At 68.1% G+C, this 14824-nt stretch carries 6 protein-coding genes, 1 tRNA gene and 1 rRNA gene; 1 reads left to right on the forward strand and 7 read right to left on the reverse strand.

Features of this window, described 5'->3' with window-relative positions:
- Nucleotides 1-38: 38 nt before the first annotated feature.
- From ACTMVF_RS30185 to ACTMVF_RS30200, 4 genes are all read right to left on the reverse strand, one after another.
- Nucleotides 39-866: a helix-turn-helix domain-containing protein gene (locus ACTMVF_RS30185; protein ID WP_441274253.1), complete on the reverse strand. Its 828-nt coding sequence runs from the start codon at nucleotides 864-866 to the stop codon at nucleotides 39-41.
- 281 nt (nucleotides 867-1147) lie between these two features.
- Entirely contained in the window at nucleotides 1148-3889 is a 2742-nt protein-coding gene (locus tag ACTMVF_RS30190; RefSeq protein WP_441274254.1) for a DNA translocase FtsK, read from the reverse strand.
- A gap of 161 nt (nucleotides 3890-4050) precedes the next feature.
- A complete protein-coding gene (locus ACTMVF_RS30195; RefSeq protein ID WP_062700248.1) occupies nucleotides 4051-4731 on the reverse strand; it encodes a response regulator in 681 nt (226 codons plus the stop codon).
- A gap of 244 nt (nucleotides 4732-4975) precedes the next feature.
- Nucleotides 4976-10450, reverse strand: coding sequence for a HAMP domain-containing protein (locus tag ACTMVF_RS30200; RefSeq protein WP_441274255.1), 5475 nt, complete (start codon nucleotides 10448-10450; stop codon nucleotides 4976-4978).
- 377 nt (nucleotides 10451-10827) lie between these two features.
- Between ACTMVF_RS30200 and ACTMVF_RS30205 the strand changes: the two genes are divergently transcribed.
- Entirely contained in the window at nucleotides 10828-13578 is a 2751-nt protein-coding gene (locus ACTMVF_RS30205; protein WP_441274256.1) for a SpoIIE family protein phosphatase, read from the forward strand.
- Nucleotides 13579-13635: 57 nt separating this feature from the next.
- On the opposite strand, the gene ACTMVF_RS30210 is transcribed toward ACTMVF_RS30205, so the two are convergent.
- From ACTMVF_RS30210 to rrf, 3 genes are all read right to left on the reverse strand, one after another.
- Nucleotides 13636-13711 (reverse strand) — tRNA-Thr (locus ACTMVF_RS30210).
- Nucleotides 13712-13787: 76 nt separating this feature from the next.
- Entirely contained in the window at nucleotides 13788-14450 is a 663-nt protein-coding gene (locus ACTMVF_RS30215; protein WP_441274271.1) for a DegT/DnrJ/EryC1/StrS family aminotransferase, read from the reverse strand.
- A gap of 113 nt (nucleotides 14451-14563) precedes the next feature.
- Nucleotides 14564-14680: ribosomal RNA gene (rrf, locus tag ACTMVF_RS30220) — 5S ribosomal RNA — on the reverse strand.
- Nucleotides 14681-14824: the final 144 nt, after the last annotated feature.

Raw genomic sequence — 14824 nt, forward strand, 5'->3', positions numbered from 1 at the left:
TGGCCAACCCCGTCCACAGCTCAACCCTTCGGCCTGACTTATCCGGCCTGCGGGTCGCCCTTCGTGTAGGCAAGGCGCTCCACGGCGCCCGGCTGCCAGTCGTCCTCGATCTTCTTGCCGTTGACGTAGAGGTCGATCGCGCCCGCGTCACCGAGGACCAGGTTGATCTTCTCGCTGTCCTGGAAGATCTTGGAGTCGCCCTGCTTGAGGAGGCCGTCGAAGAGCAGCTTGCCGTTGTGGTCCTTGGCCGAGATCCAGCTCTTTCCGTCGGGGGCGCTGACCTGGACGGTCACCTTGTCCTGCGGGACGGCGGCGATGGCGCTGTCCGACGGCTTCGGGTCCTTGGGCTTGTCGGTCTTCGGAGTGGGCGTGATCTTGTCGGCCGTCGGGGTCGAGCCGCCTTCGGCGACCGACGACCTGCCGCCGTCACCGCCCTTGAACGCCGTGAACCCGACGAACCCGATCACGGCGACGATCGCGGCGACCATGGCGGCGGTCCAGTTGGGCCCGCGCCGCTCGGGGCGAATGCGCTCCGCCTCGAACAGGGGGGCCGCCGGCGTCGGCGCCGGTCGCCCGCCGTGCGAGGCGTCGTACTGGGCGAGAAGCGGGGCCGGATCGAGGTGAACGGCCTTGGCCAGGGTCCTGATGTGGCCTCGGGCGTACACGTCGCCGCCGCAGGCAGCGAAGTTGTCCGCCTCGATGGCATGCACGATGGCGATGCGGACCCGGGTGGCGCTACTGACGTCGTCGACGGTCAGCCCTGCGTCGATGCGTGCCTGCCGGAGGGCATGGCCGATCGAGGGGCGGGCTTCGTCGGACACGTCTTCGAACGGACGCTCGTCTTCAGGGGAGTTGCCGATGGACACGGGGGCGCCTTTCGAGCGTTTAAGCCACCTGTGCTGGAGGTTCAGTCTATGGGGGGTACGAAAGGGTGGGGCAACCGGGCGGTAGGACTTTGTACGCCATCGGAATGGCCGGACACGCCGATGACGAGGTACGAGATTGTCGCGCTTCCCTCAACTTGACGTACGCCGAAGGGGAACGGTTGCTCAATGATCCCTTACGGGTGAGTCACAATCGAACATCGACCCATCACCCACCCGTTCGCAAGGCGACCGCTGTGTCCCGTTTCCGCCCCGGACTCCCTTTAAGCCTCCCCGCGGATCACCGCGAGCACGCCGTCCAGCTCGTCAGGTTTCACAAGAACGTCACGAGCCTTGGAGCCCTCGCTCGGTCCGACGATGTTCCGCGACTCCATGAGGTCCATCAGCCGCCCCGCCTTGGCGAACCCGACACGCAGCTTGCGCTGCAGCATGGACGTCGACCCGAACTGCGTGGAGACCACCAGTTCGGCCGCCTGGCACAACAGATCGAGGTCGTCGCCGATCTCCTCGTCGATCTCCTTCTTCTGCTTGGTGCCCACGGTGACGTCGTCCCGGAAGACGGGCGCCATCTGGTCCTTGCAGTGCTGGACGACCGCCGCGACCTCCTCTTCGGTCACGAACGCGCCCTGCATACGTGTGGGCTTGTTGGCGCCCATCGGCAGGAACAGTCCGTCGCCCTTGCCGATCAGCTTCTCGGCACCGGGCTGGTCGAGGATGACGCGCGAGTCCGCGAGCGACGAGGTGGCGAACGCCAGCCGTGAGGGGACGTTCGCCTTGATGAGACCGGTGACGACATCGACCGACGGCCGCTGCGTGGCGAGCACCAGGTGGATGCCGGCCGCGCGCGCGAGCTGCGTGATGCGCACGATCGCGTCCTCGACGTCGCGCGGGGCGACCATCATCAGGTCGGCGAGCTCGTCGACGATCACCAGCAGGTACGGGTACGGCTGGAGCTCGCGCTCGCTGCCCTCCGGCGCCTTCACCTTGCCGTTGCGGACGGCCTCGTTGAAGTCGTCGATGTGCCGGTAGCCGTACGCCGCCAGGTCGTCGTAGCGAAGGTCCATCTCCCGTACGACCCACTGGAGCGCCTCGGCGGCCCGCTTCGGGTTGGTGATGATCGGCGTGATCAGGTGCGGGATGCCCTCGTACGCGGTGAGCTCGACGCGCTTGGGGTCGACCAGCACCATGCGGACGTCCTCCGGGGTCGCCCGCACCATGACCGAAGTGATCAAGCAGTTAATGCACGACGACTTACCGGAACCGGTCGCACCGGCAACCAGCACATGCGGCATCTTCGCGAGGTTGGCCATCACGTAGCCGCCCTCGACGTCCTTGCCGAGCGCGACCAGCATCGGGTGGTCGTCCTCGGCGGCGGCCGCGAGGCGCAGCACGTCACCGAGATTGACCATCTCGCGGTCGGTGTTGGGGATCTCGATGCCGACCGCGGACTTGCCGGGGATCGGGCTGATGATCCGCACGTCCGGGCTGGCGACCGCGTACGCGATGTTCTTCGTCAGCGCGGTGATCCGCTCGACCTTCACGGCGGGCCCGAGCTCGACCTCGTAGCGCGTGACCGTCGGCCCGCGCGTGAAACCGGTGACGCGGGCGTCGACCTTGAACTCGGTGAAGACGGTGGTCAGCGACTCGACGATGGCGTCGTTGGCGGCACTGCGCGTCTTGCCGGGACCGCCGCGCTCGAGGAGGTCGAGCGACGGGAGCGAGTAGGTGATGTCGCCGGACAGCTGGAGCTGTTCGGCACGCGGCGGCAGGTCCCGCGTCTCGTCGGGTGCCGCCTTGGTGAGGTCCGGGACCTCGGACTTGGTGAGATCCGGAACCTCGGTCTTCGGGAGCTTCTCCTGCTTGGGCCGCGCAGCGGGGACGGGCGTCGGCACCGGGGTGGTCTCCGCGCGGTCGCCCACGCTCACGCCCTGGGTGAGGTCGGCGACGATCGGCGAGGGCGGCATCCCGTGCATGACGGCGCCGTCGAGCGCGGCAGCGGCTGCCGCCGCGACGTCCACAGCGTCCATGGGACGGTCCATCTCGGGCTGCGGCACCGCGGAGCGCCTCGGACGGCCGCGACGCCGCGAGAGGGCCTCCTGTTCGGCGCCGTCGGGGTCGTACGCCTCGGGGGCCGGAGTACGCCTGCGGCCGCGCGCCGCGGGCAGCGCCTCGCGCCACTGGTCGTCGTAGCGCTGCTCGTCCTCGGGGTACTCGTCGTCCTCGTCGGGGTCGGGCAGGATCCCCAGCTTGACGCCCAACAGCCGCAGCCGCTGCGGGATGGCGTTCACCGGGGTGGCCGTGACGACCAGCAGCCCGAAGATCGTGAGCAGCACGAGCAGCGGTACGGCGAGGACCTCGCCCATGGTGTACGTCAGCGGGGTCGCCGCGCCCCAGCCGATGAGCCCGCCCGCGTCCCTTATGGCCTGCATGCCGTCGCTGCGGGCGGGCGAGCCGACGGCGATATGGACCTGGCCGAGCACGCCGATGACGAGCGCGGACAGGCCGATGACGATACGGCCGTTGGCCTCGGGCTTCTCGGGGTGCCGGATGAACCGTACGGCGATGACCGCGAGCAGGATCGGCACGAGCAGGTCGAGCCGGCCGAACGCGCCGGTCACGATGATCTCGACGAGGTCGCCGACGGGGCCGCGCAGATTGGACCAGGTACCGGCCGCGACGATCAGGCCGAGCCCGAGGAGCAGCAGCGCGATGCCGTCCTTGCGATGGGCGGGGTCAAGGTTCTTCGCACCCTGCCCTATGCCCCGGAACACCGCGCCGACCGCGTGCGCCAGCCCGAGCCAGACGGCGCGCACGAGCCGGTAGATGCCCCCGGTGGGGTTCGGTGCCGGCTTGGGCGCGGGCACGGCTTTCTTCGCCGCGGCCTTCTTGGCCGGCGCCTTCTTCGCGGGGGCTTTCTTGGCAGCGGCCTTCTTCGCCGGAGCCTTCGCGGAAGCGGCCGCCTTCTTCGCGGGCGGCTTCTTGGCTGCGGAGGGACGTGAGGCCATGGGTGTGAGGTTACCGGTGGAGGAGACAGTGGACACGTGTGCCCACTGCTTCACCCGTTCGTGTCGCGCTTGTGGAGGCGGTGAACTGACGCCGGTTCACCGACCGGTAAGGCCCAGGGCGACTCGGCGCCGCTCGCCCGCCAACGCACGCCACCCCGACGTCAGTTCTGCGAGGGCACCGAGGACGCGCTCCCGGTACCGGGCTCCAGCGCGTCGAGTGCCCGCCGCAGTCCCGTGAGTTTGCGTTCGAGATGCGCCGCGGTGGCCACCGCCGCCGCGTCCGCCGACTCGTCGTCAAGTTGCTTGGACAACGCCTCGGCCTGCTCCTCGACCGCGGCGAGCCGCGCCGACAGCTCGGCGAGCAGGCCCGCCGGCTCCTTCGCGTCCCCGCCTGCGGCCTTGCCGCCGCCCTCCAACTGGAGCCGCAGCAGTGCCGCCTGCTCACGCAGCTGGCAGTTCTTCATGTACAGCTCGACGAACACCGAGACCTTCGCCCGCAGCACCCACGGGTCGAACGGCTTGGAGATGTAGTCCACCGCGCCCGCCGCGTAGCCGCGGAAGGTGTGATGCGGGCCGTGGTTGATCGCGGTGAGGAAGATGATCGGGATGTCCCGGGTCCGTTCCCGCCGCTTGATGTGCGCCGCGGTTTCGAAACCGTCCATTCCCGGCATCTGGACGTCCAGCAGAATGACCGCGAAGTCGTCCGTCAGCAGTGCTTTGAGCGCTTCCTCCCCGGACGATGCCCGCACCAGGGTCTGATCGAGCGCAGAGAGGATCGCCTCCAGCGCAAGCAGATTCTCCGGCCGGTCATCGACCAGGAGGATCTTGGCCTTCTGCACCATGGCCCGCCCTCCTCGCCCCGGCAGTGCACCGGGCTCCGCCCCAGGGGACGACTCCCTTACGCCGCCCGCCCTCGTGCCGGTCATGGTAGCCGCACCCCGCCTGTCGCCACACCCTGTCACCGCGATGTCACTGTGCACGTAGCAGAAACGCAGCGGGAGACCAGAAGGTTCCCCCAATCCCGCACTTCTACACGGCTTCGAGCACACTGAGTCAGCAACTCCGTGTGAACACTGTTCGTTCCTGTCACTGTTCCCTCATCCACTGATCCATCACCGCCAGCAGATGATCGGGATCGACCGGCTTCGTCACGTAGTCGGAAGCGCCCGACTCGATCGCTTTCTCCCGGTCGCCCTTCATCGCCTTGGCGGTCAGCGCGATGATCGGGAGCCCGGCGAACTGCGGCATCCTGCGGATCGCCGTGGTCGTCGCGTACCCGTCCATCTCAGGCATCATGATGTCCATCAGGACGACCGCCACGTCGTCGTGCTGCTCCAGGACCTCAATGCCCTCACGGCCGTTCTCGGCGTACAGCACGGACAGGCCGTGCTGCTCGAGGACGCTGGTCAACGCGAAGACGTTGCGGATGTCGTCATCGACGATCAGCACCTTCTCGCCGCCGAACCGGATGCCCCGGCGCGACTGCGGCGCCGCGTCCTGCTCGGCTGCCGACCACTGCTCCTGCTGCGCCGGGCGCTGTTCCAGCTCGGTCGCGGCCCGGCGGCGACGCCTGAAGAGCGCGGCGGCGCCGTTCTGCGTCTCCCGGTACGACCTCACCTCGGCCGGCGTCTCGATCTCCACGTCGGACAGCTCCGCCAGCTCGGCCGCCGATGCCACCAGGTCGCCGGCGTCGAGGGCCGGCAGCTGCTGCTGGTAGCCGTGCGGCGGCAGTTCGCTCGGGTGCAGCGGCAAATACAGCGTGAACGTCGAACCACGTCCCGGCTCGCTCTGCGCGTGGATCTCCCCGCCGAGCAGCTGCGCGATCTCCCGCGAGATGGACAGCCCCAGCCCCGTACCGCCGTACTTGCGGCTGGTCGTGCCGTCCGCCTGCTTGAACGCCTCGAAGATCACCCGCATCTTGCTGGCCGCGATCCCGATACCGGTGTCGGTCACGGAGAACGCGATCAGCGGCGCGTCCGCTTCGGTCAGCGAACCGGCCTCCAGCAACTGCTCCCGGATCTTCATCGGTACGTCCGCGCTGGCCGGCCGGATGACCAGCTCGACCGATCCGGAGTCGGTGAACTTCACCGCGTTGGACAGCAGATTGCGCAGCACCTGCAGGAGCCGCTGCTCGTCGGTGTGCAGTGTGGCGGGCAGCTCCGGCGAGACCCGTACGGACAGGTCCAGGCCCTTCTCCGCGGTCAGCGGCCGGAAGGTGGCCTCCACGTAGTCGACGAGCTGGACGAGCGCGATACGCGTCGGGGAGACGTCCATCTTGCCCGCCTCGACCTTCGACAGGTCGAGGATGTCGTTGATCAGCTGGAGCAGGTCGGAGCCGGCGCCGTGGATGGTCTCGGCGAACTCGACCTGCTTCGGCGAGAGGTTGCCCTCGGCGTTGTCGGCGAGCAGCTTGGCCAGGATCAGCAGCGAGTTGAGCGGCGTGCGCAGCTCGTGCGACATGTTGGCGAGGAACTCGCTCTTGTAGCGCATGGAGACCGCGAGCTGCTCGGCGCGCTCCTCCAGGACCTGCCGCGCCTCCTCGATCTCGGTGTTCTTCACTTCGATGTCACGGTTCTGCTGGGCCAGCAGCTCGGCCTTCTCCTCCAGTTCGGCGTTGGACGCCTGGAGCGCCTTCTGCCGGTTCTCCAACTCTTCCGACCGCTCCCGGAGTTGCTCGGTCAGCTCCTGCGACTGCTTCAGCAGCACCTCGGTCTTGGTGTTGACGGAGATGGTGTTGACGCTGGTCGCGATCATCTCGGCGATCTGGTTGAGGAAGTCCTTCTGGATCTGCGTGAACGGCGTGAAGGACGCCAGCTCGATCACGCCGAGCACCTTGCCCTCGAACAGCACCGGAAGGACGATCACCTGCGCGGGCGGGGCCTCGCCGAGCCCGGAGGAGATCTTCAGGTAGCCGCTGGGCGCGTTCTCGACCAGGATCGTGCGCTTCTCCTCGGCGGCCGTCCCGATGAGCGCCTCACCCGGCCGGAAGGACGTCGGCATGGAGCCCATCGAGTAGCCGTACGAACCGAGCATCCGCAGCTCGTACTGGTCCTCGGCCTCGGCGCTCATGTCCTTGCCGTCGAGGAGTGGCATCGCGACGAAGAACGCGCCGTGCTGCGCGGTCACCACCGGCGTCAGCTCGCTCATGATCAGCGAGGCCACGTCCTCCAGGTCGCGGCGGCCCTGCATCAGCGCGGAGATCCGGGCGAGGTTGCCCTTGAGCCAGTCCTGCTCCTTGTTGGCGATCGTGGTGTCACGCAGGTTGGCGATCATCTTGTTGATGTAGTCCTGGAGCTCCTGGATCTCGCCGGACGCGTCGACGTCGATCTTCAGGTTCAGATCGCCTCGGGTCACCGCGGTCGCCACGCGCGCGATGGCTCGCACCTGCCGAGTAAGGTTTCCTGCCATTTCGTTCACGGACTCGGTGAGGTCGCGCCAGGTGCCGTCGACGTCACGCACGCGTGCCTGGCCGCCGAGCTGTCCTTCCGTGCCCACCTCGCGGGCGACTCGGGTGACCTCCTCGGCGAAGGACGACAGCTGGTCGACCATGGTGTTGATCGTCGTCTTGAGCTCGAGGATCTCGCCGCGAGCGTCGATGTCGATCTTCTTGGACAGGTCGCCCTTGGCGATGGCGGTGGTGACCAGGGCGATGTTGCGCACCTGACCGGTCAGGTTGGACGCCATCTGGTTCACGGACTCGGTGAGGTCCTTCCACGTGCCCGCCACACCCGGCACATGCGCCTGACCACCGAGGATGCCGTCCGTGCCCACCTCGCGGGCCACCTTGGTGACCTGGTCGGCGAACGAACTCAGCGTCTTCACCATCGTGTTGAACGTGTCGGCGAGCTGCGCGACCTCACCGCGCGCCTCGATCGTCACCGTCCTCGTCAGGTCACCGTTGGCGACGGCCGCCGCGACCTGGGAGATGTTCCGCACCTGCATGGTCAGGTTCTTGGCCATCAGGTTGACGTTGCCGCTGAGGTCCTTCCAGATGCCCGTGACACCGGGCACGTGCGCCTGGCCGCCCAGGATGCCCTCGGTACCCACCTCGCGGGCCACCCGGGTCACCTGCTCGGCGAAGCTGGAGAGCTGGTCGACCATCGTGTTGACGGTCGTGACGAGCTCGAGGATCTCGCCCTTGGCATCAACGGTGATCTTCTTCGACAGGTCACCCTTGGCGACCGCGGTCGTGACCTCGGCGATCTGACGCACCTGGATGGTCAGGTTGTTCGCCATGAAGTTCACGGACTGGGTGAGGTCCTTCCAGGTTCCGGAGACGCCCTGCACCTCGGCCTGACCGCCGAGCTGGCCCTCCGTACCCACCTCACGGGCGACCCTGGTGACCTCCTCCGCGAACGACGACAGCTGGTCCACCATCGTGTTCAGCGTGTTCTTGAGCTCCAGGATCTCGCCGCGCGCGTCCACGGTGATCTTCTGCGACAGGTCACCCCGGGCGACCGCCGTGGCGACCTGGGCGATGTTGCGCACCTGGGCAGTCAGGTTTCCTGCCATTCCGTTCACGGAGTCGGTCAGGTCCCGCCACACACCGGCGACGCCGGGCACCTGCGCCTGACCGCCCAGCCGGCCCTCGGTACCCACCTCGCGCGCGACCCGGGTCACCTGGTCGGCGAAGCCGGAGAGCTGGTCGACCATCGTGTTGATGGTGTTCTTCAGCTCCAGGATCTCGCCGCGCGCGTCGACGTCGATCTTCTGGGACAGGTCACCGCGCGCCACCGCAGTGGTGACCTGCGCGATATTCCGCACCTGGGCGGTAAGGTTTCCTGCCATTCCATTGACGGAGTCGGTGAGCTCCTTCCACGTACCGGCCACCCCCGGTACGACCGCCTGACCGCCCAGCCGGCCCTCCGTACCCACGTCCCGGGCCATGCGCGTCACCTGGTCGGCGAAGCTCGACAGCTGGTCCACCATCGTGTTCACGGTGTTCTTCAGCTGGAGCATCTCGCCGGAGACGTCGACGGTGACCTTCTGCGACAGATCACCGTTGGCCACCGCAGTCGTGACCTGGGCGATGTTCCTCACCTGTCCGGTGAGATTCCGGAACGCGGTGTTGACGGAGTCCGTCAGGTCCTTCCACGTCCCCGCGGCCCCCGGCACCTGCGCCTGCCCACCGAGCTCACCCTCGACACCCACCTCACGCGCGACACGGGTGACTTCGGAACCGAAGGACGACAGCTGATCGACCATGCCGTTGACGGTGTTCTTCAGCTCGAGCATCTCGCCGGCCACGTTCACCGTGACCTTCTGGGAGAGATCACCATTGGCCACGGCCGTGGTCACAGCGGCGATGTCCCTCACCTGAATGGTGAGATTACGGAACACCGTGTTGACGGAGTCCGTCAGGTCCTTCCAGGTACCGGCCGCGCCCGGCACATTCGCCTGACCGCCCAGCTGGCCGGCCGCACCCACCTCGTTGGCCACACGAGTGACCTCGTCCGCGAAGATCCGCAGCGTCTCGGTCATCTGGTTGATCGTGTCCGCGAGCTGCGCGACCTCGCCACGTGCCGACACGGTCACCTTCTGCGACAGGTCACCGCTGGCGACCGCGGTGGTCACCTGTGCGATCCCTCGCACCTGCGCCGTCAGGTTGCCGGCCATGAGGTTCACCGAATCGGTGAGGTCCTTCCACACACCGGCCACACCCGGCACCTGCGCCTGCCCGCCGAGCTCACCCTCGGTGCCCACCTCGCGCGCGACTCGCGTCACCTCGGAGGAGAAGGACGACAGCTGGTCCACCATCGTGTTGACGGTGTTCTTGAGCTCCAGCATCTCGCCGGCCACATGAACCGTGACCTTCCGGGACAGATCGCCCTTGGCGACCGCCGTGGTCACCAGCGCGATATCCCTCACCTGGGCAGTCAGCCGGTACGCCATCGTGTTGACGGAGTCCGTGAGGTCCTTCCACGAACCCGACATGCCACGCACGCGTGCCTGCCCGCCGAGCTTGCCCTCGGTGCCCACTTCACTGGCCACCCGCGTGACCTCGTCGGTGAACGTCGACAACTGATCGACAAGGTTGTTTACAGTCCGCCCGACCTTGAGGAACTCACCCCGCAACGGATGCCCGGCCCCGTCCGGCGCCTGCGTTCGCAGCTCCATGCGCGGCGACAGATCGCCCTCGGCCACCGCGGACAGCACCCGGCCGACCTCGGAGACGGGCCGTACGAGGTCGTCGACCAGGGCGTTGGAGTTGTCGACGGCGGCCGCCCACGAGCCCTCACAGGCACCCGTCTCCAGCCGTTCCGTGAGCTTGCCCTCACGGCCCACCATGCGCCGCACCCGCGCCAACTCACCCGTCAAGTGGAGATTGCGGTCGGCCACCTCATTGAAAACCGCGGCAATCTCGGACATCACGCCGTCCCCGGACACCGTGAGCCGCTTCCGGAAGTTCCCGTCGCGCATCGACACCAGGGCCGCCAGCAGCCGGTTCAGGGCAGCCGTATCCACCGCGGTGGTCCCGTTGCGCGGCTTGCGCTCGTTCTTCAGGGACTGTCCGCCTTTCGCGCGCGTCTTAGTGCCCCGCGTCGCTGCGCCAGACTCCACTGTGTCCCTCCCGCAGGGGTCGACCGTTACTGCTGTGTTCGGGTTCTACCGCTCGGCGTACCCGTTACTGCTGGGCATTCCTGCCGGATATACCAGGCCACACCACGTGCTGCTGCCCGCAGAACGCGAATGACACTCAGCCTGCCCGGACCTTCACAAGAAGCTTGCCCAGTGTTTCACCCTGCCTGAACCCGGCCATAACAGTTCGGCAGCTTCGCACATCGTCCGCACACCGTCCGGACGGAAACACTGCAGACCGGCATCCGCATGGCCGTCGAAGGTAAGTAACCTTGCATGCGGCTGTCCAGCCGCGCCGGTCCGTCCGGCCTGGGCGGTGGCAGGAGGATCACGAGCGGGCATCGGAGGGGCAGCCGGACATGACCACCGGACTGATCCCGGGGGGACCATCCCCGGACCGGCCGACGGGCGCGCACATGCCGCACCAGCGGCGCGACCCGGTCGGCCGCGGAGCCCTGCACGTCGACAACCGGACGAGGAGTTCTGTGATCACCGCGCGCGCGGCAGCAACCTTCGATCCCGTCGGGCGATCAGTCGCGAGCGCCCGCTCCTTCGTCCGCGACACACTCCAGGGCTGGGGCTTCGCAGACATCGTCGACGACGCCGTGGTCCTCACCAGCGAGCTGGTGACGAACGCCGTCGTCCACGCGGGCACGTCCGCGGACGTGCTGTGTCTGCGCAGTGACGATGGCGTACGGATCGAAGTGGCCGACCGGTACCCGGAGCGCGAGATCCCCCTCCAGGGCTCGCCCGTCAACATGGGCAGCCCCGACCGCGAGGGCGGCCGCGGCCTCCAGCTGTGCGCAGCCCTGGCCGCCTGCTGGGGCGTCGAGTACACGCCCACGCACAAGCAGGTCTGGTTCCAACTCGACCTCCCCGAACGCCCGGTGGGCACCCGCGCGGCCGGCCCGTCGCTCCCCTCCGACCTCCTGCCCCTCGCCGACGGCCGCGTCCGCGTCGCGGTGGTCCAGATCGACCGTACGGGCGCCATCTCGTCCTGGAACGAGGACGCGGAGGATCTCTTCGGCTATGCGGCCGAGCAGGTCACCGGCAAGCCGTTGACCGACCTCGCGGCCTGGCCGCACACGCCGGGCACCAGCACCGGCATCGCGGAGGCGCTCCAACTCTCCCGCTGGGAAGGCAGCTACGGCATAAGGGGCGCCAACGGCCGCGTCACACCGGTGTACGCCTCCCACCTCCGCGTCCGGGACACGGACGGCGAACCCTCCACGGTCTGCCTCCTGGTCCGGGACCACGAACGCGCCGTCCTGCAGACCCCGTTGCGCGTGCCGGCCTCCGACACGTCCACCACCTCCGAGGGCCAGAGCACCGACCCCTTCGAGGTGTTCATCGGTTCCCCGGCCCCGGACGACCTCGACGGGCTCCTCCAGCGCACGGTGGAACGCGCCCGCGACATGCTCGACGGCGACTCCGCGTTCCTGCTCCTGGCGACCGACGACGAGACGGAGCTGGAGGTCCGCGCCTCGACCGGCCTGCCCTCCGCACGCCAGCGCTTCGCGCGCGTGCCCGTCGAAGCGGGTCCCGGCCGCTACGGCTCCGCCCGCATGCCGGCGGTCCACGAGGACCTCACCATGGTCCCCGGCGCCGTACCACTGCTGAACGGCACCGGCATGCGCTCGGTCGTCACGGTGCCCCTGAAGGTCGAGGGCCGCCTCACCGGCTCGCTCGGCGTCGCCGCCGAGGCCCCTGCCAGATACTCCAACGAAGAGGCGCTGCGCCTGCAGTTCGCCGCCGACCGCATCGCGTTGGCCGTGGAGTCGGCCCGCCTGGGCGAACTGGAACGCCTGCGCCGAGGCTCACTCAGCTTCCTCGTCGAGGCCTCCGACCTCCTGGCCGGCACCCTGGACCGCGACCAGACCCTGGCCCTGATGGCCCAGATGACGGTCCCGACCCTGGCCACCTGGTGCGCGGTCTACACGATCGCCGACCAGGCCTCGGAGCCGTACCTGTCGTACGTCCTGCACGAGGACGAGGAGCTCATCGACGGCATTAAGTCGTTGCTGTCGAAGATCGCCCCACCGGACCCGGTCCCCACCCCCGGCGCCCGCGTCTGGTCGGCTCCCGCCCAGTCGGCCCACCAGGCAGCCCTGCGCACCTCCATGCGCAGCCTGGGCCTGGGAGAGCCGGTCGGCCGCATCAGCGCGGGCATCGGCCCCACCCTGGCCACCGCGTCCGCGGTGGGCGGCGAGACGGTGGTCCTCCCGTTGGTGGCCCGCAACCGAGTCATCGGCATGCTGACCCTCGGCAAACCGACCGACGAACACTTCCGCCAGGAAATCCTGGAACTGGCCGAGGACTTGAGCCGCCGAGCCGCCCTGGCCCTCGACAACGCCCGCCTCTACTCCGAGCGCACGGCCATCAGCCAGTCCCTCCAGCGCAGCCTCCTGCCACCCGAGCTCCCCGAGATCGACGGCGTCGAGGTCGAGGTCATCTACCGCGCGGCCGGCGAGGGCAACGAGGTCGGCGGCGACTTCTACGACCTCTTCCCGATCAGCGACGGCGCCTACGGCTTCGCCATCGGCGACGTCTGCGGTACGGGCCCGAACGCCGCCGCGGTGACGGGCCTGGCCCGGCACGCACTCCGGCTCCTCGCACGCGAGGGCCTCAGCGGCCCCGCGGTCCTGGAGCGCCTGAACTCCGCGATCCTCGACGAGGGCGCCCGCAGCCGCTTCCTGACCCTCCTCTACGGCGAGTTGAGGCCGCAGGAGGACGGCAGCGCGGAACTGAAGGTGGTCTGCGCAGGCCACCCGCTTCCCCTCCGCCTGCGCCAGGACGGCACCGTCGAGCCGGCTGCCGAACCCCAGCCACTCCTCGGCGTCATGGAGGACCTGGAGCTCTACGAGCAGACGGTCACCCTCGATCCGGGCGACGTCCTCCTATGCGTCACGGACGGCGTCACCGAACGCCGCGAAGGCAGCCGCATGCTGGGCGACGACGGCCTCACCGACGTCCTCACCACCTGCACCGGCCTGACGGCGGGCGCGGTGGCGGCCCGCATCATGCGCGCGGTCGAACGCTTCGCATCCGACGCCCCGTCCGACGACATGGCCATCCTGGCAATGCGCGTGCCGGGCATCCACAAGGACTGAGCCAGGGCACTCGGAGGGCATGAGAAAGGCCCCGCCCAGTGGGCGGGGCCTTCTGTCTGGAGCCCCCAAACGGAATCGAACCGTTGACCTTCTCCTTACCATGGAGACGCTCTGCCGACTGAGCTATAGGGGCCTGTCACCTTTTGCGAAGTTTCCCTCGCGGCAACGGAATAGATCATACCCCGAACACACCCGTGCTCCCAAACTCGTCAGAAGGCGGGCTGGAGGAGTCCTCCGAGCGCATTGCAGGCCGACACGATCCGGTGCATGTCCCGCTTCGTCAGTGAGGCGTCGACAGGCAGAGCCAACGTTTCATCAGCGGCTCGCTCGGTCTCCGGCAGAGACACACACCTGCGGAACTCGGGCAGCCGATGCACGGGGGTCTTCACCGGCACCCGGCACTCAACTCCCCTGGCTCGCACGGCTCGAGCGAAGGCATCGCGATCCGGACGCCCGTTCCCAGGCACCCGCACGACATATTGTTGGTAGGTGTGCCCGTCGCCACCATCGGGCGTCTGCACACCCTTCAACTTCGCATCCAGATACGAGGCCCGCTGCCTGCGCTGAGCGATCTCGTCGTACGGAGCCTCGGACTCACCCTGCTCCAACACCAACAGCCCATGCCGCTGCCCGAGCTCGTGCAACCGCGCGATATCGGCCGACCGACCGAAGCGATGAACGGCGACGACAGCCGCCGTCCGCGGGGTGACGACCACGTCGACAGCCATGGCGTCCAGGCAGTACGTCACCGGATCTATGTCGGCGAACACCGGCAGCGCCCCGGCCAGGACCACAGCCTCGGCGACTTCGACGTTCCCGAAGGCCGGTACGACAACCTCGTCGCCGACTCCTATGCCGGCGGCCCTGAGCATTGCAGCAGTACCCATATGGGGGATGGTGGTTGCGGTACGTGAACTTCAGGTGACGCACAACAAAAAAGGGTTGGACCCGGAACCGAAGTTCCGGGTCCAACCCGTTAAAAGGAGTTCGGCGGCGTCCTACTCTCCCACAGGGTCCCCCCTGCAGTACCATCGGCGCTGTAAGGCTTAGCTTCCGGGTTCGGAATGTAACCGGGCGTTTCCCTCACGCTATAACCACCGAAACACTATGAAACTGTCCAGCCGCACCATGCCGTGACCGGACATGGGGCTGTTCGTGGTTTCAGAACCAACACAGTGGACGCGAGCAACTGAGGACAAGCCCTCGGCCTATTAGTACCGGTCACCTCCACACCTTGCGGTGCTTC

This window comes from Streptomyces sp. SD31, from assembly GCF_052068475.1.
Classification (GTDB): Bacteria; Actinomycetota; Actinomycetes; order Streptomycetales; family Streptomycetaceae; genus Streptomyces.

Excerpts from the sequence above, each read along its gene's own strand:
- ACTMVF_RS30190 (WP_441274254.1), bottom strand. The coding sequence starts at position 3,889 with ATGGCCTCACGTCCCTCCGCAGCCAAGAAGCCGCCCGCGAAGAAGGCG.
- ACTMVF_RS30195 (WP_062700248.1), bottom strand. The coding sequence starts at position 4,731 with ATGGTGCAGAAGGCCAAGATCCTCCTGGTCGATGACCGGCCGGAGAAT.
- ACTMVF_RS30205 (WP_441274256.1), top strand. The coding sequence starts at position 10,828 with ATGACCACCGGACTGATCCCGGGGGGACCATCCCCGGACCGGCCGACG.
- ACTMVF_RS30215 (WP_441274271.1), bottom strand. The coding sequence starts at position 14,450 with ATGCTCAGGGCCGCCGGCATAGGAGTCGGCGACGAGGTTGTCGTACCG.